At 34.7% G+C, this 26,486-nt stretch carries 20 protein-coding genes, 1 tRNA gene and 1 pseudogene; 12 read left to right on the top strand and 10 right to left on the bottom strand.

Translation table 11 applies throughout. The features are described 5' to 3' along the window. Nucleotides 1-47: 47 nt before the first annotated feature. Nucleotides 48-626 carry a manganese efflux pump MntP gene (locus B6C84_RS03770; protein WP_086353959.1) on the top strand — a complete coding sequence of 193 codons (579 nt, stop codon included), beginning with the start codon at nt 48-50 and terminating at the stop codon, nt 624-626. An 87-nt stretch (nt 627-713) separates the two neighbouring features. On the opposite strand, the gene groL is transcribed toward B6C84_RS03770, so the two are convergent. The 3 genes from groL to B6C84_RS03755 all read right to left on the bottom strand — a co-directional run bounded on the left by groL (nt 714) and on the right by B6C84_RS03755 (nt 3,288). Next, entirely contained in the window at nt 714-2,360 is a 1,647-nt protein-coding gene (gene groL / locus B6C84_RS03765; protein ID WP_065613631.1) for a chaperonin GroEL, read from the bottom strand. Between the two features lie 47 nt (nt 2,361-2,407). Beyond that, a complete protein-coding gene (locus B6C84_RS03760; protein ID WP_034901049.1) occupies nt 2,408-2,701 on the bottom strand; it encodes a co-chaperone GroES in 294 nt (97 codons plus the stop codon). A 146-nt stretch (nt 2,702-2,847) separates the two neighbouring features. Further along, nucleotides 2,848-3,288 carry an FxsA family protein gene (locus B6C84_RS03755; RefSeq protein ID WP_065652015.1) on the bottom strand — a complete coding sequence of 147 codons (441 nt, stop codon included), beginning with the start codon at nt 3,286-3,288 and terminating at the stop codon, nt 2,848-2,850. Nucleotides 3,289-3,447: 159 nt separating this feature from the next. On the opposite strand from B6C84_RS03755, the gene B6C84_RS03750 reads away from it, so the two are divergent. After that, nucleotides 3,448-3,523 (top strand) — tRNA-Phe (locus B6C84_RS03750). A gap of 437 nt (nt 3,524-3,960) precedes the next feature. Here the strand turns inward: B6C84_RS03750 and B6C84_RS03745 are convergent. From B6C84_RS03745 to tet(H), 3 genes and pseudogenes are all read right to left on the bottom strand, one after another. Next, a complete protein-coding gene (locus B6C84_RS03745; RefSeq protein WP_034901038.1) occupies nt 3,961-4,800 on the bottom strand; it encodes a PRD domain-containing protein in 840 nt (279 codons plus the stop codon). A gap of 5 nt (nt 4,801-4,805) precedes the next feature. Then, nucleotides 4,806-6,047: pseudogene (locus tag B6C84_RS03740) on the bottom strand (glycoside hydrolase family 1 protein); the annotation flags it as partial. 52 nt (nt 6,048-6,099) lie between these two features. Further along, entirely contained in the window at nt 6,100-7,302 is a 1,203-nt protein-coding gene (tet(H), locus tag B6C84_RS03735) for a tetracycline efflux MFS transporter Tet(H) (protein ID WP_006248867.1), read from the bottom strand. A 91-nt stretch (nt 7,303-7,393) separates the two neighbouring features. Between tet(H) and tetR(H) the strand changes: the two genes are divergently transcribed. Continuing rightward, on the top strand, nt 7,394-8,017 hold the full coding sequence (gene tetR(H), locus B6C84_RS03730) for a tetracycline resistance transcriptional repressor TetR(H) (protein ID WP_006248868.1): 624 nt from the start codon (nt 7,394-7,396) through the stop codon (nt 8,015-8,017). Nucleotides 8,018-8,019: 2 nt separating this feature from the next. Here the strand turns inward: tetR(H) and B6C84_RS03725 are convergent, their stop codons facing one another. The 3 genes from B6C84_RS03725 to B6C84_RS03715 are packed head-to-tail and all read right to left on the bottom strand — an operon-like array spanning nt 8,020 to nt 12,081. Further along, nucleotides 8,020-8,964, bottom strand: a complete 945-nt coding sequence (locus B6C84_RS03725) for a diacylglycerol kinase catalytic domain-containing protein (protein ID WP_015060270.1) — start codon at nt 8,962-8,964, stop codon at nt 8,020-8,022. Further along, entirely contained in the window at nt 8,964-10,187 is a 1,224-nt protein-coding gene (locus B6C84_RS03720) for a family 1 glycosylhydrolase (RefSeq protein ID WP_082205220.1), read from the bottom strand. Before B6C84_RS03720 ends, B6C84_RS03725 begins: the two co-directional genes overlap by 1 nt. Next, the gene (locus B6C84_RS03715) at nt 10,177-12,081 is read right to left on the bottom strand and encodes a beta-glucoside-specific PTS transporter subunit IIABC (protein WP_086353958.1); all 1,905 of its coding nucleotides are present in this window, start codon (nt 12,079-12,081) and stop codon (nt 10,177-10,179) included. The genes B6C84_RS03720 and B6C84_RS03715 overlap by 11 nt, the downstream gene beginning before the upstream one ends. Nucleotides 12,082-12,877: 796 nt before the next feature. On the opposite strand from B6C84_RS03715, the gene B6C84_RS03710 reads away from it, so the two are divergent. The 9 genes from B6C84_RS03710 to B6C84_RS03670 all read left to right on the top strand — a co-directional run bounded on the left by B6C84_RS03710 (nt 12,878) and on the right by B6C84_RS03670 (nt 24,521). Next, nucleotides 12,878-14,740, top strand: a complete 1,863-nt coding sequence (locus B6C84_RS03710) for a beta-glucoside-specific PTS transporter subunit IIABC (protein ID WP_086353957.1) — start codon at nt 12,878-12,880, stop codon at nt 14,738-14,740. Between the two features lie 12 nt (nt 14,741-14,752). Then, nucleotides 14,753-16,219: a glycoside hydrolase family 1 protein gene (locus tag B6C84_RS03705; protein WP_086353956.1), complete on the top strand. Its 1,467-nt coding sequence runs from the start codon at nt 14,753-14,755 to the stop codon at nt 16,217-16,219. A 14-nt stretch (nt 16,220-16,233) separates the two neighbouring features. Next, complete coding sequence (locus tag B6C84_RS03700; RefSeq protein ID WP_065579072.1) at nt 16,234-17,070, top strand: PRD domain-containing protein; 837 nt, start codon at nt 16,234-16,236, stop codon at nt 17,068-17,070. Nucleotides 17,071-17,233: 163 nt separating this feature from the next. Further along, the gene (locus tag B6C84_RS03695; protein ID WP_034901028.1) at nt 17,234-18,514 is read left to right on the top strand and encodes an MFS transporter; all 1,281 of its coding nucleotides are present in this window, start codon (nt 17,234-17,236) and stop codon (nt 18,512-18,514) included. Nucleotides 18,515-18,528: 14 nt separating this feature from the next. Beyond that, entirely contained in the window at nt 18,529-19,392 is an 864-nt protein-coding gene (gene pdxY / locus B6C84_RS03690; protein ID WP_086353955.1) for a pyridoxal kinase PdxY, read from the top strand. Between the two features lie 97 nt (nt 19,393-19,489). Continuing rightward, nucleotides 19,490-19,957 carry an STY0301 family protein gene (locus B6C84_RS03685; RefSeq protein WP_065579069.1) on the top strand — a complete coding sequence of 156 codons (468 nt, stop codon included), beginning with the start codon at nt 19,490-19,492 and terminating at the stop codon, nt 19,955-19,957. Nucleotides 19,958-20,366: 409 nt separating this feature from the next. Further along, on the top strand, nt 20,367-21,437 hold the full coding sequence (locus tag B6C84_RS03680) for a DNA cytosine methyltransferase (RefSeq protein WP_086353954.1): 1,071 nt from the start codon (nt 20,367-20,369) through the stop codon (nt 21,435-21,437). Next, nucleotides 21,430-23,337 carry an ATP-binding protein gene (locus B6C84_RS03675; protein WP_086353953.1) on the top strand — a complete coding sequence of 636 codons (1,908 nt, stop codon included), beginning with the start codon at nt 21,430-21,432 and terminating at the stop codon, nt 23,335-23,337. The genes B6C84_RS03680 and B6C84_RS03675 overlap by 8 nt, the downstream gene beginning before the upstream one ends. A gap of 461 nt (nt 23,338-23,798) precedes the next feature. Next, nucleotides 23,799-24,521, top strand: coding sequence for a hypothetical protein (locus B6C84_RS03670; RefSeq protein ID WP_086353952.1), 723 nt, complete (start codon nt 23,799-23,801; stop codon nt 24,519-24,521). A gap of 276 nt (nt 24,522-24,797) precedes the next feature. Here B6C84_RS03670 and treC read toward each other — a convergent pair whose 3' ends face one another. After that, nucleotides 24,798-26,474: an alpha,alpha-phosphotrehalase gene (gene treC, locus B6C84_RS03665; protein WP_086353991.1), complete on the bottom strand. Its 1,677-nt coding sequence runs from the start codon at nt 26,472-26,474 to the stop codon at nt 24,798-24,800. Nucleotides 26,475-26,486 lie beyond the last annotated feature (12 nt).

Below are 26,486 nucleotides of genomic sequence, written 5' to 3'. Positions count from 1 at the left end.
TAAATAAAAAATTAAAATTAACATCATTGGAAGCAAGAGTATATATCATGAGTTTTTTGGCTATTTTACTGCTAGCATTAGCCATGTCTACAGATGCCTTTGCGGTAGCGATTTGTCGTGGCGTATCACTAAAATCAACGCCGTTTTTAGGCGCATTAAAAGTGGGGATCTTATTTGGTTTTGTTGAAGCCATCACTCCATTACTAGGCTGGTTAATTGGTTATATTGCCTTACAATATATTGAAAGATGGGATCATTGGATTGTTTTTGCCGTCATGTTATTGTTAGGTCTAAACATGATCTATCATAGTTTTAAACAAGATAACGATGACAACAGTGATGCAAAACCACTTCCTTCATCGAAAAAATCATTTCTAATATTAGTTCTTACTGCGATTTCAACAAGTATTGATGCATTTGCTGTTGGTGTCGGATTAGCACTTGCCAGCGTTAATATTTATATTGCCGCCACCATGATTGGGCTTGCAACCTGTATCATGGTTACGTTGGGCTTATTGCTAGGTAAAAAAATTGGTTGTTTAATTGGTAAACAAGCATCATTTATCGGTGGCATCGTTCTTATTGTCATCGGTTCAATCACATTGTACCAACATCTCGCTATATAATTTTATTCTTTATTAAACAAATTTAGATATAAAAAAACCACTCACATATTGAAGTGGTTTTTTATTTTGACTGGCTAAATAGGGGAATTACATCATTCCGCCCATTCCTCCCATGCCGCCCATACCACCAGCAGCACCTAAGTCAGCTTTATCATCTTTAGGTAAATCAGTAACCATACATTCAGTTGTGATCATAAGACCTGCTACTGATGCAGCATATTGTAATGCACTACGTGTTACTTTAGTTGGATCTAAAATCCCCATGGCAATCATATCACCATATTCTTCAGTTGAGGCATTGTAACCATAGTTACCTTTACCGCCTTTAACCGCATTAACCACAACAGAAGCTTCTTCACCGCAGTTAGTAACGATTTGACGTAATGGCGCTTCCATTGCACGAAGAGCAACTTTAATACCAACGTTTTGATCTTCGTTTGCACCTTTAAGGTCTAAAATTGCAGAAGCCGCACGAACTAACGCAACACCACCACCAGCAACAACACCTTCTTCAACTGCTGCACGAGTCGCATGTAATGCATCTTCAACACGAGCTTTTTTCTCTTTCATTTCAACTTCAGTTGCTGCACCAACTTTAATTACTGCTACACCGCCAGCTAATTTAGCTACACGTTCTTGAAGTTTTTCTTTATCGTAATCAGAAGTTGATTCTTCGATTTGTTTACGAATTTGTTCAACACGTGCATTAATTAATGATTCTTCACCAACACCGTCGATGATAGTTGTGTTATCTTTATTGATAACCACACGTTTAGCTTGACCTAAATCTTCAAGTGTTGCTTTCTCAAGCTCTAAACCAATTTCTTCCGAAATTACAGTACCAGCAGTTAAGATTGCGATATCTTGTAACATTGCTTTACGACGATCACCAAAACCAGGAGCTTTAACCGCTGCAACTTTAACAATACCACGCATAGTATTCACAACTAATGTTGCTAATGCTTCGCCTTCAACATCTTCAGCGATGATTAATAAAGATTTACCTGCTTTAGCAACGGCTTCTAATACTGGTAATAATTCACGGATATTAGAGATTTTTTTATCTGCTAATAAAATATACGGGCTATCTAATTCAACAGTCGCAGTTTCTGGTTTGTTGATGAAATATGGTGATAAATAACCACGGTCAAACTGCATACCTTCAACAACATCTAATTCGTCTTGTAAACCAGTACCATCTTCAACAGTGATAACACCTTCTTTACCAACTTTTTCCATTGCTTGAGCAATTAAAGTACCAACAGTTTCATCAGAGTTTGCTGAAATAGTACCAACTTGTGCAATTGCTTTAGAATCAGCACATGGTGAAGATAATTTTTTAAGCTCTTCAACAGCTGCAACTACTGCTTTATCAATACCACGTTTTAAATCCATTGGATTCATACCAGCAGCAACGGCTTTTAAACCTTCGTTAACAATAGCTTGAGCAAGTACAGTTGCAGTAGTAGTACCGTCACCAGCTGCATCGTTTGCTTTTGAAGCGACTTCTTTAACCATTTGCGCACCCATGTTTTCGAATTTATCTTCTAATTCGATCTCACGAGCAACTGACACACCATCTTTAGTGATAGTTGGCGCACCAAATGATTTATCTAATACAACATTACGTCCTTTTGGACCTAAAGTTACTTTAACTGCATCAGCTAATACATTAACGCCTTTAAGCATTTTAGCACGAGCGTCATTTCCAAATTTTACATCTTTAGCTGCCATCTTCGTATTTCTCCTAAATTCTGTATATAAGTTAAATTATCTGCCAGTTATTCTTGAACAATGGCTAAAATATCGCTTTCTGATAAGATAAGCACTTCTTCGTTATCAATTTTTTCTGTTTTAACGCCATATCCTTCATTGAAAATTACGATATCACCAACTTTAACATCTAGTGGTTGAACTTGACCATTTTCTAAAATGCGACCATTACCAACAGCTAAAACTTCACCACGTGTTGATTTACCTGCTGCTGAGCCAGTTAACACAATACCGCCAGCTGATTTTGATTCTACTTCTTTGCGTTTAATGATCACACGATCATGCAATGGACGAATTTTCATTAGTTATCTCCTAGCACTAATTTTTACTTAAGTAATTATTGACAATAAATCATAAAATTATGATATGTATTATATAGTGCATTATAGATGGGGATTAATTTATATTCTTCAAGAGAATAAAATAAAAAAATTTTCTAATTGATTAATTATTCGTCATCTTTCCGTTCAAATTCTCCTTCGATCACATCATTATTTACTTGTACATTGCGACTAGAAGAAAATGAATAAAATTTAGTAGGAAGTTTTTTAACAATAAAGCGCACAATATATTCCTGAACATATGGAATTAATAAAATTCCCCCTAAGATATCAGTTAGAAAACCTGGAATAAATAAGAAAAAACCAGCAAATAATAGCGAAACACTATTAATAATTTCTTCTTTTGGGCTTTGTTGATTAGCAATCTTTTGTTGCATAAGGCTTAAATTTTTTAACCCTTGCTTTTTAATTAATGAAAAACCAATAATCGAGGTAGCAATAATGCCGATTAATGCAAGCAATACCCCCACTGAATTAGCAATTGCGATAAAAAAACTAATCTCACAATAAATATAAATAAAAAATATAATAAAACCAATAACTCGCATACAAAAATTCCTCTAAATATAGAGCGACATTATTTTCAATCGACTATTAAGATGGTGATGATTAGTTAAATTTCAACCAAACAGTTTATATTTTTAAAAATATCTTACAAAAAGGATTGACGAATAATCTCTAATCGTGTTTAATACAGCTCCATTGTTGCCCGGATAGCTCAGTCGGTAGAGCAGGGGATTGAAAATCCCCGTGTCCGTGGTTCGATTCCGCGTCCGGGCACCAATCACCAAATTTTAAGACCTGCTTCTAGCAGGTTTTTTTATGTCTAAAGCCTTTTCCAAGCTACCTTTCAAGCGATTTTCTTTGTCAACCGATGTCAACTGAAATTACCCCATATCAAGTACAAAATCGGATACAAACCCGGATACATTTGGTTCAATAATGGCGTGTATCCATAAAATGGCTGTAAAGCCTTTATTTTCAATGGCTATAAGAAATTGCTTGAGCACTACCTTTTATGATCAGTATTTTTTCATACTAACTCAAATTTTTGTGAGCAGATCACGTAAAATGGAAACCACATAGTTGAAAAACTATTTTGGGATTTCGATGGCAAAAACATCTTATTATCTCGAATAAAAAGAGATTATTAGCAATAATCTTCTATTTTGGTATTAATTATCGATATAAACATCAGTGCTGACTTTTGTTTGCTTGATTTAATGTACAATACGAATGATATGTAGTATTAAATAGAGAATTTCTTCATTTGAAATCGTGATATTAAGCTGATTAATTAAATATTTTTTAATGACATTTGCACATTTAAACTCATCTGGATATTGCCTAATCACCTGTTGAAAAACAAAATCATTATCAGATTGTAGCTGCTTCTGCTCAAAAATACGCTGAATAAAAAACTGCATATGAGTTAAAAAGCGTGAATAATGTAACGATTGTTTATCTATTCGAATTGCAAAATTAAATTGAATAATATTGAATATATCCTTCAACATTTTAACGGACAATAACGTGTGCTGCATAGTTTGTTGATGTGATTGGCCGTTAACTAAATGAAAGGCTATGTTACCGGCTTCCTCCTCAGGTAAACTAATATTAAGACGTTGGTTTATATAGGTTATGCCGTACTTTGCAACTTCAAACTCTTTAGGATAAAAGCTTTTCACTTCGTATAACAAGCGATTTTGAATAACCACTCCTGAATAATATCTTTCAATAGCATAATTGAGGTGATCTAATAAGGTAAAAAATAGCGTTTCTCTAAAGGTAGTTTGTAATGTTTTGCTCGCATAATCTAACAAAAATCTCGTTAACTCGATGTAATCATCAGGTAATGATTCAATTAAGTTAAGATAACCTTGAATATCTGTTATTTGTTGTAAAACAAAACATTTCTCAATCTGCTCAGCATCAAGCAGATCACCAACTTTAGCATTAAAACCGATCCCTTTTCCCATCAGGATCACCTCGTTATTATCACTATTTTTGGATAATACTAGGCTGTTATTTAAAATTTTATCAACTTTAAATGTTATCATAACGGTTACGTCAATTTATCCAACTGCCCATTAGCCTTAATTAACTTCTGATACCAAAAATAACTCTTTTTCTTGATACGTTTCATATCTTTTAAATCAAATTCGCCTCGATTAACATAGATAAAACCATAACGCTTACCATAACCTTGATGTGTACTTACCACATCAATAACAGACCATGGGCAGTAACCAATAAGTTCAACACCATCAGTGATAGCCAATTGCATTTGGGTTATATGTTGGCTAATAAAGTCGATGCGATAATCATCGTTAACAGTATTATCTGCATTAAGTTTATCTGGAGCACCAATGCCATTTTCAGTAATTAGAATTGGTAAATTGTAACGTTCATAAACTTTTCTTAAGGTTAATCTTAACCCAACAGGATCAATTACCCATCCATAAGCCGTTTTGTCGACAAAAGGATTTTCCGCTGCTCGATAAACGCCCTGTTCACCCAGCATTATTTGTTGATCGCCAGCTCTGGCTGATATATCGGAAGCATTTCCTTTACTGGCGGCAATTGTTGCTGTTGAATAATAATTCATGGCAATAAAATCAGGTTGAGCATTTTTTAATACAACGAGATCCTCTGCCAAAATTGTTGGGCAAAGCCCTCTATCCTGTAAATAACTTAAAAATAACGCATTATAGCGCCCCAAAATAGCGGTATCGAGGAAACTCCAACATCGAATAGTTTCCCAATTATGAGCTGCTATAGCATCTTCAGGTCGGCAAGTTTCAGCATACATTGAAGTGATATTTAATGCTGGCCCAATTTTAGCATTGGGACAAAGAGTGTGGCATAGCTGCATAGCTTTAGCCTGAGCGATAAACATATGGTGATTTTGTTGATAGAGTGTTTTCTTATCTGGTAATTTACCATTTTCAGGAACACCAATTGCACCAGGATGAAGAATCATGGTGTTTTGTTCATTAATTGTTAGCCAATATTTAACTTTTTCACCAAAATTTTGGAATAGAACTTCAGTATATCGGACAAAAGCATCAATGGTTGATCGTTCGCTCCATCCCCCTTGTTTGTCCAATTTATAGGGTAAATCAAAATGATATAGAGTTACTATTGGTTCAATATCATAACGTTTAAGTTCATCAATTAAGTTGTGATAAAAAGCTAACCCTTGTTGATTAACGTCACCAATACCATCTGGAATAATACGCGTCCAAGCAATAGAAAAACGATAGGCTTTTAAGCCTAATTCGGCAAAAAGCCGTACATCTTCTTTTCAACGTTATTAAGAGCGGACAGGACTTTTATGATCTTTATAATTTCTAGTATTAAGGGGTTGAAATAACAGCTTTAGGTGTGGTTTTTCTTTGGTGAAAATAAGCGGTAATAAGCAACATAGCATAAAGTATTGCCCCCATCAGCCATAACAGACCATCCCAATAAGCGACGCTATAACTATAAATAAAGGCAAATAAAAGGGGACCAATGATCCCGGTAATATTGGTTAGGCTCACCAGAGTACCTTGTAATTTCCCTTGCGCATTATCATCGACAGATTTTGATAAATAACCTTGTAATGCGGGTTGCCCCATACCTCCTGCCGCTAAGCAAATTAATGCTGGTAAGATGACCCAAACGTGGCCTATCCACGCTAATAATAAACAGCCCATCATATCAATAGACATACTGATCATAATGGTGGTTTTTTCGCCCCATTTTTGTGCCAATTTCCCAGCGACAATCGCCTGAAAGAAAATATGTAATACACCCAGAACCGCCAAAGACATACCGATAGAAGTTGTGTTCCAATCAAAACGATATTGTGTAAACAGCACCCAGATGGTGGCAGGAATTTGCCCGATAAGCTGGATAATAAAATAGGTTGCTAACCAAAAGTAGAGGCTTTTCTTAAAAAAAACAGTGACTGTATTTGAGGCAGTTTGGTTTTCAGGTGTCCTATTGGCAACAAGCGCTTCTCTTTTTTGTGTTTCTCGGAAAAAGAGCAAAGAGAGTATTAATAATATCGAGTGTGAAATAGCGGCAAAAATAAATGGCATATGAGCACTGATATCACCTAATAATCCCCCTAGCATTGGGCCGATAATAAGGCCAACACCAAAAGCACCACCTAAGAAACCAAAATAGCGAGTTCGATTTTTAGCGGGAGTCACATCACTCATCGCTGATGCACATACGGCACCTGTTGCGCCTGTGATCCCCGCAATGATGCGCCCAATATAGAGCATCCAAAGTGTGGTTGAGAATGCCATTAAAAGATAGTCGAGTGCCGCGCCTAAAAGGGAAAACAGCAAGATGGGTTTTCTGCCGTATTTATCAGACAGTCGTCCTAGAATAGGAGCAAAAATAACCTGCATGGTAGCATAGAGCGCTAATAGCACACCGTAATGGGTTGCCAGTGAATTTTCACTGACAAATTCATTTAATAGAGTAGGGAGTACTGGCATGATAAGCCCGATACCAATGGCATCTAATACGGTGATCAGCAGTATAATAATAATTGATTTATTCATTGAGATCCTAAAAATCTATCAGTGATAGAGTGGGTGTAAAATATCTCTATCAGTGATAGATTGTCAAGGCTATTTTATTTTGAGGTAGGTAATGGCAAAGCTAGATAAAGAACAAGTTATTGATAATGCGTTGATTTTACTTAATGAAGTTGGTATTGAAGGATTAACAACGCGTAAGCTGGCGCAAAAAATAGGTGTGGAACAACCCACATTGTATTGGCATGTAAAAAATAAACGCGCTTTGTTAGATGCATTAGCAGAAACTATTTTGCAAAAGCACCATCATCATGTTTTGCCATTGCCGAATGAAACATGGCAGGACTTTTTGCGAAATAACGCGAAAAGCTTCCGCCAAGCCTTATTAATGTATCGTGATGGTGGCAAAATTCATGCGGGAACACGCCCCTCTGAAAGTCAATTTGAGACATCAGAACAGCAACTACAGTTTTTGTGTGATGCTGGGTTTAGTCTATCTCAAGCCGTGTATGCATTAAGCTCTATTGCGCATTTTACATTAGGCTCCGTACTGGAAACTCAAGAGCATCAAGAAAGCCAAAAAGAGCGTGAAAAAGTAGAGACGGATACTGTTGCCTATCCGCCATTATTAACCCAAGCCGTTGCAATTATGGATAGTGATAATGGTGATGCTGCATTTTTGTTTGTCCTTGATGTGATGATCTCTGGACTTGAAACAGTATTAAAGAGCGCTAAATAAATCTAAATTCGCTGACGCCCTTTTTGGCTAATTAGTTGCCCTTGTATGTCAGCGATACCAATGTGAGCAATACAACCTGCATTAAATTGTAAATAGTCATCTTCGATGCCATCAGAGAAAATTACGCCATTCTCTGGCATCAAAGATCCTAATTGCAGTGGTGAGTCAGGCTCAATAGTGCCAAAAGTCAGTGCAACACCTGTTGTTCTACTTGGAAATGGCTCTCTTACACTAAATTGTAGCTTTCGATCACTCCAGCTAAAGCCTTGTAATAGAGGGTGCGAAGCTTCTCCTGTAATTGCCATCGCACCAGCAAGAATAGATTGAAACCACCCCGTTGATCCCAATCCTGTTGATACAATAATGCCTGATGAAGATTGCACTTCTTCAGCGCCATTCCATTGCAAAATATACTGTGCGGAAGTGTGGCTTTTAGGGCCAATAAATAAGTCATTAACCGCTAATAAGGATTGACCATCATTGGTTGTTGCTTGTGCAAAAGTGACCGTTTTAAATGGCATTTTTTTATTAATGGTGTTAATAACTGTCTCTTTTAATTGCCCTATTTCAAAGGGTAATAATTTACCATCCCACCTTGATGGATCAGGATTTATGGCAATGATAGGCTGTCCATTAAGGTATTTCAGCGTATTGGCAACAAGCCCATCTTGACCAATCACCACCACAATATCGTGAGGTGAGAATTGATAGCTGGGTAATAAGCCTCTTTCTAAAAGTTGAAATCGTCCTAATGATTTTAAAATCAACTCAGCTTCTGTGAGTTGCTTTTGATATAAATTGTGTTCATTGAGATAATCCTTTACCTCAACATTGTTGTGTTCTAAATAGAATTTGGCTTGTGACCAGGTATTAAAGCGCTCAATTAATTCCTGTAAGCGGCTTTTTCTCATCACCAGCACAAAGCGAAAATCTTCGTTACGTTGCATTATTTACTGCCTTTTTTCATAAATTGGCTAAATAAATCAGGTGTGATATTCAACTCGCCGATTTTTCCTGAATTCAGTGCTAAGGTTTCAAATGCCATTGCCATTAATTGTTGTGAGTCCATTTTTGCTAATGCCATTGCTTTTAGGTTCTCAACTGGTAATTCACGATAAGCACGCATGGTAGCTTCAATAGCATAAGCATCCGCTTCTGATTGTGTTCGCTGATTTTCAGCACTTAATGCGACTAGTTCTTTGCGTTTTGCTTCCGCATTAACTTTGGCTTCAAGGCGTTCTTTTTCAATCTCAGCTTGTTCGCGTAGTAATGTACGTTCGTTTTCTAAACGTGCTTCTTCAATCTCTTGGCGTTTACGTTGAACAGATAAATCGGTTTCTAATTCAGCCTCTTTAATGGTGCGCTCTTGTTCTACTGAGAATTTACGACGAGCATAAATGGCATCGTCGGCTTCTTTCAGTAAGGATTCTCTCGCTTCAGCTTCTAGTGCTTTTAAGGTTTCTGGTGATGGTGTGATTGCCGCTATAGAGACATCTAAAATCGCAATACCTAATGCCTCTAATGATGGATGTTCAATTAATTGTTCCATCACTAAAGTCACTAATGATTGGCTAAGTAATAACGCTTCTCTAAGTGGTGTACTTTGGATCTTTGCTTGAATTAAGGTTTGTGCAATACGTACAACACGATCACTGAGTTTGAGCGGATCTTCAGAAGCATACGATTTGCCGTTTTTGCTCAAGTTAAAGTTGAGTACTTCTGCGGCTTTTTCGGGCGCTTTAACCTGAAATGAGATTTGCCCTTGAATACGTAAACCCTGAAAGTCCGAGGTTTGGAAATTAAAAATAAAAGGTGCTTCTTGAGCGTTTAAAGGCAATGCCGCAATGGAGGTTGTGGCGGAGTTATACCAAAAACTCAAGCCTTTACCTTGTTGGCGAACGCGACCATTGACGGATTTGATAATGAATGTTGATGAATCAGCTTTAGAGTAATTTAAATTAAACATAGTGTCTCTCCAGTTAGTGTCCTTATAATGATGATAGTGATCACTTGCTACTTTAAAATCGGCTACATCTTCAGGATGACAATACATATCGACAATTGACGGAGACTTTCCATCTTCATCCCATGCCCCTTCAAACTGATAAGCCGATGTTGATCCTCCCCATAAAAAATTTTGAGGAAACGGTTTTAATGTTTTATAGAGCATGATTATCACCTTGATTTGATTTTTTAACTAATATCAGATCATCACCTATTGCCACCATATTTTTCTTAAAATTTTCAACAAAATACTGATCTGAATGTAAAATAATTATTGGGGTGGTTGTCATATAACCAGCTTGATTAATAGCAGCTAAATCAAATTCAATTAACTCATCACCAACATTAACCCGCTGACCTTGTTCAACTTTAGCTGTAAAAAATTGGCCACCTAACTTAACGGTATCCAGTCCTATATGGATCAAAACTTCAATACCCTGATCACTTTTTATACCGATCGCATGTTTTGATTCAAGTAAACTAACAACCTTACCACTAATTGGTGCAACAACTTTACCTTGATTAGGCTCAATGGCTATACCATCACCTATCAAATTTTTTGAAAAAACATCATCTTTTACTTCTGATAATGGTATTACTTTTCCTGTTAAAGGACTGCTTAAGATAACATTACTCAAATCAGCAGCGACAGGGTTATTTGTTGAAGATAATGTTGATTCTGTATCAATAGTTTTAGCCAAATCATCCTCATCAATTGGATCATCAAATCCCATAAACCATGTCAATACAAATGTTACGACTATCGCAATACAACATGTCACCAGAGCATGAATAATATTCATCGGGTTATCGCCTATAAAAGCAGGTAAACCAGCTAATCCTGGTGATACAAAAGCATAACGTAATAATCCAGATACCCCTGCATAAACGCCAGCAACTCCACCACCTATCATTGAAGCAATTAATGGGCGTTTTAGCTTTAAGGTTACGCCATACAATGATGGTTCAGTAATACCTAATAATGCGGTGAAACCAGCAGAATACCCAAGTTGTTTTAGATTTTTATTTTTAGTTTTGATTGCTACACATAATGTAGCTGCACCTTGTGCTATATTTGAGGCTAGCATACCAGGACCATTAATCATTTCAGAACCATTACGACTTAACTGTCCTGTTGCGATTGGTGTCATTGCCCAAGCTGTACCGGTAATAATTAAAAATGGCTGTAATCCGCCCATTAACATTGGAATTAACCAACTAGCTTTACTATTTATATAACCCGCCCCTTGTGCAACTAAATCATTAAGTAAGATGCCAAATGGACCAATAATCACTAATGCTAATGGCCCTGCTATCAATAGAATAATCATTGGTTTGATAAAAAATTTTATCATTGATGGAGTCACTTTTTCAGCAAAGCGCTCAATATAAGACATTGCCCATACGGTAATAATGATAGGTAATACAGAACCTGCATAATCGGCTAATTTAACCGGGATACCAATAAAAGAAACATCTTGACCCAACGCCATTAATTTACCTAAATTGGGGTGTAACATTGCACCTGCAATAGTCATAGCTAAAATAGGATTACACGAAAATTTACTTGCAGCACCATAGGCTAACAAAATAGGCATAAAGAAAAATGCCGCATCGGCCAACATATCCAACAAATAATAGGTATGGCTATCTGGCGATAACCCCCCCATTAACTTACATATAGCTAATAACGCTTTAATCATCCCCACACCAGTTAATGCAGGAATTACAGGCGTAAATGAAGTGGATATAATGCCAATAATATATGAAAGTATCCCTTCTTTCTTTTTGTTTTTTACCTTGCCATGTTGTTGGTTAGATAAATTCTGACTAATAGCTTGATACACTTGTTGGACTTCGTTACCAATCACTACTTGGAACTGCCCACCACTATCTACAATACTAATAACACCAGTCAATTTCATGATTGCATCACAATCAACGATATTTTTATCAAAAAGATCAAACCGTAAACGAGTTGCACAATGAGTCAAGGAATTAACATTATCTTTTCCCCCAACTAACCGCAAAATTTGTATTCCTAACTGTTGATAATCCATATATACACTCACTCTAAAAGATCCAAAAAAAAAGACCAAAACAAAAACTCACCTTCTAGATAAGTTTTTGTTTTGGTCCTGCCTGAATTAAATCAGTAACATGCCTTAATGGATCCGATAGTATATATAACTAATATTGATTTCAAATTAAAATTCAAGAAATGTGATCTATATCTTATTTTATATAACTTAGATAATTACATTGCTATGCGTTAATTAAGCGCGAACTTTAATATTTTTGCTAATTTTTAAGGAGCCTTCAATTTCAGCTTTGTGCAATCAATTGAACTCTTTATTTAATAAAATAACCCAAATAATCCACTGTGAATAATCACTAATCATCTTTAGGGGAATGTGTTGAAGAAATTACTGAATCAACAAAAAGGCAATATATATTATAATGGTGTTGAATACCCTTTACCGGAACCAGTATATTAATATCTAAGTAACCAAGATCCTCTACTCAAATCAAAACTTAAAATGGACAAATTCTATCTTTAATCTTCTGTCCTTTATTTTTAACTTCGTAAATGATTCTTTTATAGTTTATTTACTTCATATCTTAATAAATTAAAACAATTAGTTAACTTAACAGTTATTCTGCGGTAGCGATTGAGATCTAGTTCACAGTTCTTCTAAATCAAAATTGACTCAGCGCCTATTGTATGTTTGTATGCTATTAAACAGGCATGTGACTGGTAGAGCAGGCAGGACCTTAATAAATTGCGTAGGTAAAACAGCATTTTATTAGGTTCTGCTTTTTTTTTACCACTAACAAAAGCAATAGGAGATAGTAATGGATTATCAAAAAATAGCCGTAACCATTCTAGATAATATTGGTGGCAAAAGTAACATCGCGCATTTAGAACATTGTGCAACAAGGCTAAGATTTACCTTAAAAGATGATAACCTAATTAATATTGCGGCTTTAGAAAAAATTGAGGGTGTTATAGGCGTACGGCAAAACGTTCAATGCCAAATAATTATTGGTAATGAAGTGGTTGAAGTTTATAACGAAATAATTAAATTAATTGGCAACATTAACGAAAATAGCGTTAACCATCAGCCTAATAGCAAGAAAAAAATAAGTGCTATTTTACTCGATTTTCTTGTTTCAATTTTTCAACCATTAATTCCAGCAATTGCTGGCGGCGGTCTGTTGAAATCTTTTGTAATACTGTTTGCCATGCTCGGATTGATTGATGAGAATGGATCGAACTATAAAATTTTGCAATTAATTGGTAGTGCGCCCTTATATTTTTTACCGATACTGGTCGCATTTACCACCGCGAATAAATTAAAAGCGAATCCATTAGTAGCGGCATCCGCGGTAAGTGCGTTAATCCTTCCTGATATGGTGGCTCTACTACAAAAGGACAGCACCCTCTTCTCTTTGCCTTTAGAGAATATCAATTATGCGTTTCAAATATTTCCAGCCATTTTAACCATCCTTTTTTATTCTGTTGTTGAAAAATTTTTCACGAAATATTCATTTAAAGTTATTCGTCTGTTCTTTGTGCCAATGATGAGTTTAATCATTACCGTACCGGTCTCGTTACTGTTACTTGGTCCCCTTGGCTACAACGCCGGTGTGATATTTTCTAAATTTATTATATTTTTTTATACCCATTTTTCATGGATTACCACCGGATTATTAGCCGCGGTACTTCCATTTATGGTTTTTGCCGGCATGCATAAAGCAATGCTGCCTTATGCCATTGATGCAATGGGTAAAACTGGATGTGAAATGTTATATATGCCAGCTTCTTTGGCACACAATATTGCTGAGTCAGGTGCTTGTTTTGGTGTAAGTATTAAAACTAAAAATAGTAAATTAAAATCGATTGCTTTATCTGCCGGATTATCCGCCCTTTTTGGTATTACCGAACCTGCGTTATATGGTGTGACAATTGTAAATAAAAAAATTCTTTATAGCGTGATGGCTGCTGGATTAATTGGTGGCGCTTTTGCTGGCATTATTTTACTAAAAGCATTTGTTCTTGTTGGTCCCGGTTTAGCCAGTATGACCATGTATATTGATAAAGACAATGCGATGAACATAGTCTGGGCTTTTGTCACTTTTGGAATATCCTTTTTAGTCGCATTCATTCTTTCTGCTATATTTTTCACAGATAGTATTGAGATTGATGATGAAAAGATAAATAACAACACTAAAAATATAACTAAAGATGAAGTTATAGAGATTAGAAGTCCGATTAGTGGCAAAGCTATACCGATAAATGATATTAACGATAATGTTTTTTCAACAGGAATTGTTGGTCACGGTTTAGGTATTATTCCTAACGAGGGAATTTTAAAATCACCCTGTAAGGGGGTTATCGCTATGATATTCCATACTAAACATGCTCTAAGTATTAAATTAAATAATGGCGCTGATCTGCTTTTCCATATAGGAATCGATACGGTACAACTCAATGGTAATGGTTTTGAGACACTGGTTAATGTTGGCGATATTGTCGATATTGGTGATGATTTAATTAAATTTGATATCAACATCATTAAAAATAAACAACTAGATCCTACTGTAATATTTTTAGTCACCAATCCAGAAGACTATACTATTTCTACTTTTAATGAAAATAAACAAGTCACTAACGACGATACTATTTTAGAAATTAAGCCAAAGATATTAAGCTAAGGAGAGTAACCAATGAAAAATTTAGCATTTCCAGATAATTTCTTATGGGGCGGAGCGATAGCCGCCAATCAAATCGAAGGCGCATGGAATATTGACGGCAAAGGACTTTCTGTTGCAGATATAGCAACCTATAAACCAAATCTCGATGTCAAAGATTATGTTGCTCATATGGCAGTAACCAGTGAAGGAGTAATGGCGGCGATAAACGATCCTTCTGATAAAAATTATCCGAAACGACGAGGGATTGATTTTTATCATCGTTATAAAGAAGATTTAGCGCTTTTTGCTGAAATGGGATTTAAGACATTACGCTTATCCATTGCTTGGACTAGACTGTTTCCTACTGGTGAGGAACTTACGCCAAATCCTGAAGGTGTTGAGTTTTATAAAAATGTCTTTAAAGAGATGAAACGACTTGCAATAGAACCTATTGTTACCTTATCGCATTATGAAATGCCAGTAGCATTAAGTATTAAATATAATGGTTGGGTAAAACGTTCAGTGATTGATGATTTTGTCCGTTTTTCAACAGCTTGTTTTGACCATTTTGGGGATTATGTAAAATATTGGTTAACCTTTAATGAAATAGACAGTATTTATCGACACCCATTTACCACAGCCGGAATTATTCCGGATAAATGTAAAGACGGGCAACTTGAACAAGATATCTATCAAGCGTTACATCATCAATTTGTAGCAAGTGCACTGGTTACCAAAATCGCCCGCGAAAAAATTGCAGATTGTAAAATAGGCTGTATGCTCACTAAATTAACCACTTATCCATTGACGTGTAAGCCAGAGGATGTGGAATTGACGTTGCAAAAAACCTTAGACAATTACTTTTATACAGATGTGCAAATTAAAGGCGAATATCCAAAACTGATATTGACCAATTTAAAACAAAAAGGAATTGATATTAAGTTTGAAGAGGGTGATCAAGAAATACTTAAACAAAATACCGTCGATTTCTTATCTTTTAGTTACTATATGTCAAAAGCTGAATCGACAAATCCTGATGCTGATCGTATACCCGGTAATACAATTATCGGCGTTAAAAATCCTTACTTAAAATCCACTGAATGGGGCTGGCAAATCGATCCTAAAGGGTTAAAAATTTCACTAATTGAACTCTATGACCGCTATAATATTCCAATGATGATCGTCGAAAATGGGATTGGCGCAATTGATAAGTTAGAGGGCGATACCGTTCATGACCATTATCGAATCGAATACTTTAAAGAACATTTTAAACAAATGAAAGAAGCCATTGATGAGGGCGTGGAGTTAATTGCTTATACCAGTTGGGCACCAATAGATTTAATCAGCGCCAGTACTTCGCAGATGTCCAAACGTTATGGTTTTATCTACGTAGATCAAGATGATGAAGGTAATGGCACCTTAACTAGATATAAAAAGGAATCATTTTATTGGTATAAAAAAGTGATTGAAACCAATGGTAAAGCTATTTACGACAAATAGCTGGAGTGTGAATAATGATTTTGGTGGTAAAAGTATTAAATTCTAGTGTCGTTTTAGTTGAAGAAGAGGGTATCGAAAAAATCGTATTAGGGAAAGGCATTGGTTTTGGTAAAAAGCCCGGTGATACCATTGATGATGAGCGAGTGGATAAAATATTTTTAGAAAAAAATATTAAACTTTCCTATATCACCGATTTAGCGAAAGAAGTCCCTTTTCAATTTTTTCAGATAACCAAAGAAATCATCACATTAGCTGAAAATGACTTAAACAGAAAACTGAATAATAATATTTATTTAACACTGACAGATCATATTTACTTTGCGGTTGAACGAGTTAAAAAAGGTCTGTTTATACCCAATAAATTATATTGGGAAATAAAAAATTATTATCCGCAAGAGTTTAATATCGCTAAGCAAGCTATTGAGTTACTCAATGCAAGATATAATCTCACTTTTCCTGAAGAAGAAGCGAGTAATATTGCATTTCATCTCATTAACGCTCAAACCACGACCACGCAAAATCTTAACGCATTTCAATATGCCAAAATGATAAATTCGATAGTAAATTTGGTGAAGTATTCTGTCGGCGTGCCAATAGATACCTCATCAATTCACTATAGCCGTTTTATTACCCATATTAAATTTTTTGTAGAACGATTTTATGCCAATAATCAATTACAAGAAGATAATAACGATCTTTATCAACAAATATCCTCGCTTTATCCTTATGCGATGCATATTGCAGAAAAAGTAAAACAGTACATCGATCAAACTTATCATAGCTCAATATCTGATGATGAGGTGGTCTATTTGGGGATTCACATTAATAGACTAATACGCAATACCAAATGAATAGTCTTTGATTTTTATCTAAACAGGTTACGCTAAAGTAAGCAATCCTTTTTAGATAATTTTTCTTCTCTTATCAGATAACAAATTGTGATATTAATGGTTTTGTGTTAGTTTCTTTGTCTCAACTAACTACATTCATTATTGGCTTTGCCAAGGTCTAACTATGCCCAATTCATCTGCTAAAAAAGTTGCTTTTGCTGCTTTTATTGGTACTACCATTGAATGGTATGATTTTTATATCTATGCGTTAGCATCAGTCTTAATTTTTGGTCAACTTTTCTTTCCTTCTGATAATCAATTTGTGCAAGTTTTAGGAGCATTTGCCTCATTTGCAGTTGGTTTTTTATCTCGACCATTAGGCGCAATAATTTTTGGCCATATTGGCGATCGATTAGGGCGGAAAAAATCACTAATTATTACCTTGCTATTAATGGGCATTGCTACAACATGTGTTGGTTTGTTACCCTCTTATCAACAAGCAGGAATCATCGCACCGATACTGTTAGTTGGATTACGTATTTTACAAGGTATTGCTGTCGGTGGTGAATGGGGTGGCGCAGTATTAATGGCTAATGAACATGCTCCCAAAGGCTTAAAAAACTTCTTTTCATCGTTTGCTCAGTGGGGTAGTCCGGCAGGTAATATTCTCGCATTATTGGTTTTTTCTTATATCATTAGCTTGCCTACCGATAAACTTATAGATAGCGGTTATTGGCGCATCCCATTTTTAGTCAGTTTTGTTTTATTAATTGTTGGTATTATTGCCAGAATTACCTTAACTGAGTCACCCGTATTTATCGAATCAGCTAAAAAGCAAGCTAGCCTGAAACAAAAAGAGTCTGTGCCAATTATTGAAGTGTTTAAACGGGCAACGCCAATACTGGTATTAGCCATATGCGCCAATGTACTATCATTTAGTGGTATTTTTTCTAATACGCTAATGATAGGTTATACCACAATGGCACTAGGTGTTGAGAAGAAGATCATCGTTGATGCACTATTTTGGATTGCAATAGTACACTTTATAGCGCAACCGTTTATCTCTTATTTTTCAGAAAAGTTTTCAGCAACACGCTTTTTAATTATTTCAGCAATATTAGCGATGGCATCCGTGTTTTTGTTATTCCCAATTATTCAAGCAGGAACAAAAACCAGTTTTATTATTGGTATTTCATTAAATGTGATCTGTTACAGTGGTTTCTATGGAGTAATAGCGGGTTATTTAAGCCGAATTTTTCCTGCTAGAATTCGCTATACCGGCTTATCCATGAGTTATCAAGGTTGCGCAGCTATTTTTGGTAGCCTTATTCCATTGATCGGGGGTTATATTATCTTTACCTACCAAACTTATTGGTTACCATTAGCGCTATTTTATTGTGGATTAGCAGTGCTATCCATTATCAGCATCTATCTTTTAAGCCATTACCACTATTATGATGAATAAAAAGGCAACTACTTATGAAAACCGTTTTATCAATTCAATCTAATGTTGTTTATGGCTATGCAGGCAACAAAGTTGCCACATTAGCCATGCAATTACAAGGCGTTGAAGTCATGCCAATCCACACAGTGCAACTATCGAGTAATACGGTCTATCCCGATTATGATGGTATTGTACTTGGGGCTCAGCAAATTACACGGATCGTAAATAGTCTCGAAAAAATTGGCGTTTTAAAATCAATTGATGCCGTCATATCAGGTTACATTGGCCTTGCCGAACAAGGTGAAGAAATTATCGAAGCAGTAAAAAAGATAAAATATTATAACTCTAACGCCATTTATGTGTGCGATCCGGTTATGGGCGGAGATATTAATAAAGGCAGTTCGCTACCGCAAAATATTATTGATTTTTTCACTAAGCAAGCGATTAAACATGCAGACTATATTACGCCGAATTTATTAGAATTACAGATATTATCGAATATCGAAATTAAAACCTTTAACGATGTACAAACAGCAATTAAAAAACTGCAAAATCAACCTATCCAAGCAATTTTAGTTAAAAATTTAGTCTATGCCGGTAAAACCACAGAATTGTTTGAAATGATATTAGCCACACCATCGCAAAGTTATCACCTTGCCCGTCCATTATATGATTTTCCTTATCGTCCATTGGGCGTTGGCGATTTAATCTGTAGTTTGTTCACTGCTCATTTAATTAATGGCAAATCACAATTAAATGCATTTGAACTAGCCGCCAATGCAGCGAATCACGTATTAGCTGTTACCAAACAAAAAGAGGCTAGAGAACTAGCGATTATTGATTCACAAGACTGGCTAAAAAAACCTGATTTACAGTATCGAGCAACACCATTATTATAAAAACAGCATTTTAAAAATAATTTGATTTAGATTATTGGCATAATTAATTAACAGCGTTAACAATAGATTAATATGCCATATAAACAGGATGTATGATATGAAAGGTTACCGAATAAATATTAGTTTGATTGTAATAGCGTGGTTTGCAACTATTGGAGTAGCTACTGCTTATGAACTTGATTGCCCAACCCGAATCAATATTAAATCCGATCATCCTGAACTTGAAGCAACTCCTGAGGGTTGGCAAGTTTCAATGAAAAAAAACCGTAGTTTACTACTCAGTGGTATTGGTGTTTATTCCGATGAGCCAGTTAAATTATTTCAATTAAAACCTGAAATTGGCATTATTGATGGTAAAAAACATGACCTCACTTGGCAAATCAATTCAGCCTATGATGAAAATGGAAACTACGTTAGTTGTAGCTATAATGGCGATGAAGTCCAATTAGTAAAAAAAATCGATCCATCGATGAAAAGTTGCTGGGCGGATTATTCAAATGATAAAAACCAAGCCATAAAAGCCAAACTTATCTGTAGTACCAGCAAATTGCAAACAGTGGAATAAATTTCACTGTTTAATATTAAGCGTTTAAAATGGTTCCAATTTTAACATTAAAAATATGGCTATCTAAAATTAGTAGATGATAAAGACAACTCAAAATATCGACATCATTGCAGGAGCAATCATTTTTCTATAGCAACGAAAAACAAATCAACCGATAATTATTTTTGCATTTTATATATTTTTGTATCAAAAAATTTTGGGAAATAGTTTTGATGAATATTCAGTGGTTATTTATTGTTGAGGGGGTTTAAAAAGTTAAAAAATAATTCATAATTTATGTAAATAATAATAAAATATTCACAAGGTTGTCATTCGTTTATAAACAATTATAATTTTTTTAAAATTAAAATTCTATAATTTAGAATAGAAGAACTTTTAATATTTTTGTTACGTTATCAGGACTTGTCATATGAAAATTGAAGCTGTAGATTTATTTTGTGGGGCAGGAGGATTATCATATGGCTTAATGAAAGCTGGTATAACGGTTAATGCCGGCATTGATTTTGAAGAATCATGTAAATATCCATTTGAACAAAATATTGATAATGCAAAGTTTATTCATTACGATATAAGTAAAATTCCAGAATCCTTAATAATTCAACAATACAACAGTGGCACGATAAAATTACTAGCTGGTTGTGCTCCATGTCAGCCTTTTTCTTCCCTAAGTTTTAGTCTAACAAAAGATCGTAAAAAGTCGGATAAATGGCCATTATTAAATCATTTTTCTAGATTAGTATCAGAAGTTAAACCAGATTTAGTAACAATGGAAAATGTACCTCAGTTAAGTAAAGAAGATATTTTTAAAGAATTTTTAGATACTTTAGAATCTGAAGGTTACCATGTATTTTATACAGTCGTAAATGCTGAAAAATATGGTTTACCACAAAGACGTAAAAGATTAGTTTTGCTGGCATCTAAATTAGGTGATATACGAATATTAACACCAGAAGAGTTAAATATTTCTCGAAAAACAGTAAAAGATGCTATTTATAATTTGCCTAGAATAAATGCAGGTGAAAAAGATCCTAATGATATATTGCATTATGCTAGAAAATTAAGTGATATAAATTTAAAAAGAATCAAAGCGTCTAAACCTGGGGGGACTTGGAAGGATTGGCCTGAATCATTACGTTTAGAATGTCATAAAAAAGAATCAGGCAGTACCTATACCAGTGTTTATGGTCGAATGGAATGGAATAAACCCTCATCGACAATAACAACTCAATGTACACATTTTGGAACTGGTAGATATGGGCACCCAGAACAACATAGATCAATTACACTTCGTGAAGCTGCTATGCTTCAATCCTTTCCAAAAAATTATAAATTTATTGAAAAAGAAGACGATTTTTCTTTCAAGAAATTAGGTCTAATGATTGGTAATGCTGTTCCTGTCGATCTAGGATATGCAATAGGAAAATCTTTTGAATATCACATTAATAATCTTAAAAAGTTAGGAGACCTATTAAGTGAATAATAATAAAAAGGAATATAAATTAAATATAGATCCCAAAATTCTGGAACTATTAGGCCCGAGTTTATATACAAATATTTACTATATATTAGCTGAATTAATTGCTAATTCTTATGATGCTGATGCTCATAATGTTTACATTATTGCTAATAAGAACGATATAACAGTTGAAGATGATGGAAATGGGATGTCATATAAAAATGGCGAAATTGAAAAATATTTAAATGTCGCTGGAACATCTAGATCCACTGAGGAAGATTCCATTACAAATCTAAAGAGAAAGAAAATGGGTAGAAAAGGAGTGGGGAAATTAGCTGCTCTATCTGTTTCTGAAAATGTACATATAAAAACTATCTCTAATGGCGAAAAGTCTGGATTTATATTATCTAGAAATATAAATCAGGGAAATTTATTAACACCTTTGGATGAAGATAACATGACATTTAGTAATATTTCTGGTAAGGGTACTGCTGTTGTAATGACATCCCCACAATATAAATTGCATTCAACCTTAAATGCAGTTAAAAGAAATTTATTAAAAATTTTTCCATTAGTTAGTGATGATTTTAAAATTCATATAATAAGAGGCAGCGAAAAAATTACAATTGATAATTTTGATCAAGCAATGATCAAAGAATTATCTACTTTAATAATTTTGGGAGATGAATTTAAACATCTTGAGAGTTTTTTTACAACTCCATATGCTGATCATATAAATGAATTAAAGAAAACTCAGCCAGCAAAAATTATACCGATAAGAATGGCTGATAAACAAGGGAATGAACATGATTACTCTCTTGAAATAAAAGGATGGATTGGTGCCTATGCCTCAACTAGAGGCAGAAAAGTCGAAATGACAGATTTCCCAGATAATTTTATTTCATTATATTCCAATAAAAAAATGGGAGAATTCAATATATTACCTTTAGTAGGACAAAATAAGTTAAATGAAGTATATGTTGTGGGTCAAATTCACATTGATCTTTTTGAATTAACTGAACTTCCTGATATGGCATTAAGTAATAGGCAAGGTTATAAATCTGACGACCCACGGTATCAAAAAGTTTTATCGTTTGTTAAAAATGATTTATTACCTGATATTTTAAAAATGCGCGAAAAATATGTCTCATTAGGAAAGGAAAATGAAAAATCATCAAAATTAAAAAAACAAGAAAAATTAGAAAAAGATTTCCAAAAATCAGTTGAAACGTTTAGAGAAGATACAGCCAATAATGCTACATCAAAAATATCAAAATCTTTAGGTTTAGGAAAAAATGAAGAGAAAAATATAAGATCAATTATTGAAGAACAAATAAATACTAATAGCCCTATTATGGGAATAAAAAGCAGAATTGACTCACAAAAGAAAAAAATCTTAATCAGCCAAACCTATCCAGATAAAGATTTAGCGGATATAGTTTATGAAATGTTATTATTCAATAATGTTCCACCTGAAGATATCATTTATACTAACTGTGATAATGAAATTTCTCGTATTCCTGAAGGAGATGTTGGTAGTAGTAGTATATATGGTTACTTAAGACAGTTTTTCGTCGATAGTTATTCTACTCAAAAAATATATGTTATATTTATTACTAGTGATAATACAAAAATTTCATGGGGGGCCTTGGTTGAAGTTGGCGCGGCATGGATAACACAGATTGAGCATAAAATATTTAATATTCGTAACTTTAGACCTGAACATCCACTTGATGATGAACAACAATGGCATTCAAGTAGTCGTGATCCTGATGATGATAATAAATTATATATGAATCATGTCAGTGCTGATGTTTTTTGTCAAAAAATTGAATTTATTTGTGATAAATTAGGGTACAAATATAAGGAAAGGGTCGATAACCGAAATCATTTACAAACATTAGTAAAAATAAAGAGATATTAAATCATATTACTTTTAATATTTACTAATTTTAGTATTGGCTGGCAGTTGTATATTTTCATAAATACCTGTCAGTTAATATAATTATTGTTTAGTAATTTATGATTCTTCATACTAAATCTGAAATTCTAATTGTTACATCTACTGGTTTAAGTGTAATTATTCATAATTGTTTAATAATAAATGACTAAAAACATGTGAATGTAAATATCTAATCCAATTCTAAGTTATCTTATAAATACATGATTGATAATAAATTAGAAAATTATTCTATTATAAAAATAGAATCAACCATATCATATTAAAAAAAGTTCTTGAATATCTATACTCGCTTCACTTCTTTCGAAATTAATATAATTTATATCTTATGATAATTTCACACTAAAAACTCACGCCCCTTTACCTTCACTCAACTTTTTTGTAAAATTTATTGAGGAGTCTATACCGTTATAAGGAAAGTAACCGTGTATCATGCTATTTTGCCTATTGAGCAGCATTCTGCCGCAGAGCGGTTTTTGCAGGGATTACCAGATTTAGTTGCTGCAAGTCCATTATGTCGACGTTTTAAACCAGCTTCATTGTTCATAAATATTGCGCCAATGACATTAAGCAATCAACCACATAGCTTTATTGCAGATAAGTTTAACCTTTCAGCGCGAGCAGCGCAGCGGTGGGATAATGTTATTCGTCAGTTGTTAGCACAATATGAACCAGATCTTTATCAAGCGATTCTTAACCTTGCTCAAGCAAAACCAATAGAAGTTTTTCAGCAAGCTAAGGCTTTTAAATCGTGGCTTACTAGGCTACTTAAGACGTCTGTCATGCCTTGCGATTATTGCCACTCTTTGAATACTATTCGCATTGGCCATAGGCTTAATTTCCGTTGTAAAACCTGTCGACGAACCTTTAATCCACTGAAAAAATATCAACTTAATAAGTTATCTCACCATGAACGATGGTTGCCGTTTATTGATTTATTGCTGCAAGGCGAAACATATAAAACCATTCAGCAACAATTAGGCATTAATGCCAATACCGCAGCTAAATGGCAGCGCTATTTTTTTACATTGATGGAAGAACAAGGATTTACACTTTTAGTTAACTATTGCCGAACAAAGCGACGCCAGCGTTATCGTCAAACCTGGTTAGATATTAATGCGAATAGTCCACATATTAGAGCTAAATAATACTAATATAATTGTAAAAAATATTGAGGAGTCTATACCGTCTTAATTTTTCTTAATAAGAAAATAGATGCTATAAAACACAATAATTCCATGTTGATAATTTTTATAATCATATAGTTATGAAAAAGTCCATCCTCAAGATAAGGTTTGAATTAAACCGGCATTCTCTTGTGCTTGAATGACTGGCGTAATCACTTATATCAATCATGATGATTAATAAAAAAAGCGCTCATTTTAATAACGGCGCTTTTTTACATTCAATTTTACTAAAGCTTATTATTTATCATTACCAGCAAATAAATATAATGCTTCGTATGGTCTTAATTGGATTTCAGAATCGAATGCTGTTGCTTGCTGATAATTACTAATTAATATTTGCCAATTAGTACTTTGTAAAGTTTTTGGCAATTGCCATTTAACTGGTTGTTCCGTTAGATTAATGATGACTAATAATTGTTGATTGTTCCAACGGCGTAGGTAGCACCAATAATCAGCAACATTGGCGGTTAAATCCTGATAATCACCTAAAATAAATATCGGGTATTCTTGGCGTAATTTAATTAACGTTTGATAGCAGTAAAAGATAGAATTAGGGTCTTCAAGTGCGGCTTTGACATTGATTTGTTGATAATTACTTGCCACTTCGATCCATGGTTGACCTTTAGTGAAACCAGCATTTAAGCTATCATCCCATTGCATGGGGGTTCGGCTGTTGTCACGCGATTTGCTCCCTAATATGGCTAAGATTTCTGCTTTATCCATACCTTCGGCTATTTTTTCGTGGTAGATATTTAGGCTTTCAACATCACGATACTGGTCAATATTATCAAAATGTGGATTGGTCATGCCGATCTCTTCGCCTTGATAAAGATATGGCGTACCCTGTAATCCATATAGCAACATGGCAAGCATTTTGGCGGATTCTGTGTGATATTGGCTTTCATTGCCTAAGCGTGACACAATTCGCGGTTGATCGTGATTACACCAGAAAATAGCATTCCATGCTTTAGCATGCATCCCAGTTTGCCAATCACCAATAATATTCTTTAACTCAAGCAAATCTGGTTTAGCTAATGCCCATTTATAGCCATTTGGATAATCAACTTTTAAATGATGAAAGTTAAAAGTCATAGTGAGCTCTTTTCCGTCTAACGAGGCATATTGCAAACAGTTAGCTAATGAGGTCGAAGACATTTCCCCCACCGTTTTTAGATCATTGGGTTGAAAGGCATCGCGGCTCATTTCTTGTAAAAACTCGTGGATTTTAGGTCCATCAGTGTAGAAGCAGCGACCATCCCCGTTTTTATCATCAGCAAAATCTTGTTGTTTGGAGACTAAATTAATTACATCTAACCTTAAGGCATCCACGCCTTTGTCTGACCAAAACTGACATACTTTTTTAATTTCGTTACGAACTTGCGGATTTTCCCAATTAAGGTCCGCCTGCTCTTTGGCAAATAAGTGTAAGTAATACTGCCCTGACTGTTCATGCCATTGCCACGCTTTACCGCCGAATTTGGAGCGCCAGTTATTGGGTTCACTGCCGTCGGCTTTAGCATCTTTCCAGATATAAAATGAGCGGTACGGGCTAGATTTATCTAAGGCTGATTTGAACCATGGATGCTCGGTTGAGGTATGGTTAAACACCATATCCATCATAATGCGGATGCCACGTTCATGCGCCTGTTTGACTAATAATTCAAAATCCGCCATTGAACCATAAGCCGGATCGATATTGTAATAATCGGCAACATCGTAGCCGTTATCTATTTGCGGTGATGGGTAGATCGGCGTTAACCAAATTGCGCTAATACCAAGTTTTTTTAGATAATCTAAGCGACTGATAATACCTAACAAATCACCGGTTGCCTGATCTTGACTGGCTTGAAAACTTTTTGGGTAGATTTGGTAAATGGTGCCGTTTTGCCACCATGGGATATCAATTTTATTCATCGCTTGCTCTTT

The organism is Gilliamella apis (genome assembly GCF_002142155.1).
GTDB classification, from domain to species: Bacteria; Pseudomonadota; Gammaproteobacteria; order Enterobacterales; family Orbaceae; genus Gilliamella; species Gilliamella apis.
The sequence above is the reverse complement of the archived record's forward strand: the minus strand, read 5'-3'. Positions and strand labels throughout refer to the sequence as shown.

Bases quoted from the DNA above. Each gene is read 5' to 3' on its own strand.
- B6C84_RS03770 (WP_086353959.1), top strand. From the start codon at position 48: ATGAGTTTTTTGGCTATTTTACTGCTAGCATTAGCCATGTCTACAGAT.
- groL (WP_065613631.1), bottom strand. From the start codon at position 2,360: ATGGCAGCTAAAGATGTAAAATTTGGAAATGACGCTCGTGCTAAAATG.
- B6C84_RS03760 (WP_034901049.1), bottom strand. From the start codon at position 2,701: ATGAAAATTCGTCCATTGCATGATCGTGTGATCATTAAACGCAAAGAA.
- B6C84_RS03755 (WP_065652015.1), bottom strand. From the start codon at position 3,288: ATGCGAGTTATTGGTTTTATTATATTTTTTATTTATATTTATTGTGAG.
- B6C84_RS03745 (WP_034901038.1), bottom strand. From the start codon at position 4,800: ATGATAACATTTAAAGTTGATAAAATTTTAAATAACAGCCTAGTATTA.
- B6C84_RS03725 (WP_015060270.1), bottom strand. From the start codon at position 8,964: ATGCAACGTAACGAAGATTTTCGCTTTGTGCTGGTGATGAGAAAAAGC.
- B6C84_RS03720 (WP_082205220.1), bottom strand. From the start codon at position 10,187: ATGCTCTATAAAACATTAAAACCGTTTCCTCAAAATTTTTTATGGGGA.
- B6C84_RS03715 (WP_086353958.1), bottom strand. From the start codon at position 12,081: ATGGATTATCAACAGTTAGGAATACAAATTTTGCGGTTAGTTGGGGGA.
- B6C84_RS03710 (WP_086353957.1), top strand. From the start codon at position 12,878: ATGGATTATCAAAAAATAGCCGTAACCATTCTAGATAATATTGGTGGC.
- B6C84_RS03705 (WP_086353956.1), top strand. From the start codon at position 14,753: ATGAAAAATTTAGCATTTCCAGATAATTTCTTATGGGGCGGAGCGATA.
- B6C84_RS03700 (WP_065579072.1), top strand. From the start codon at position 16,234: ATGATTTTGGTGGTAAAAGTATTAAATTCTAGTGTCGTTTTAGTTGAA.
- B6C84_RS03695 (WP_034901028.1), top strand. From the start codon at position 17,234: ATGCCCAATTCATCTGCTAAAAAAGTTGCTTTTGCTGCTTTTATTGGT.
- pdxY (WP_086353955.1), top strand. From the start codon at position 18,529: ATGAAAACCGTTTTATCAATTCAATCTAATGTTGTTTATGGCTATGCA.
- B6C84_RS03685 (WP_065579069.1), top strand. From the start codon at position 19,490: ATGAAAGGTTACCGAATAAATATTAGTTTGATTGTAATAGCGTGGTTT.
- B6C84_RS03680 (WP_086353954.1), top strand. From the start codon at position 20,367: ATGAAAATTGAAGCTGTAGATTTATTTTGTGGGGCAGGAGGATTATCA.
- treC (WP_086353991.1), bottom strand. From the start codon at position 26,474: ATGAATAAAATTGATATCCCATGGTGGCAAAACGGCACCATTTACCAA.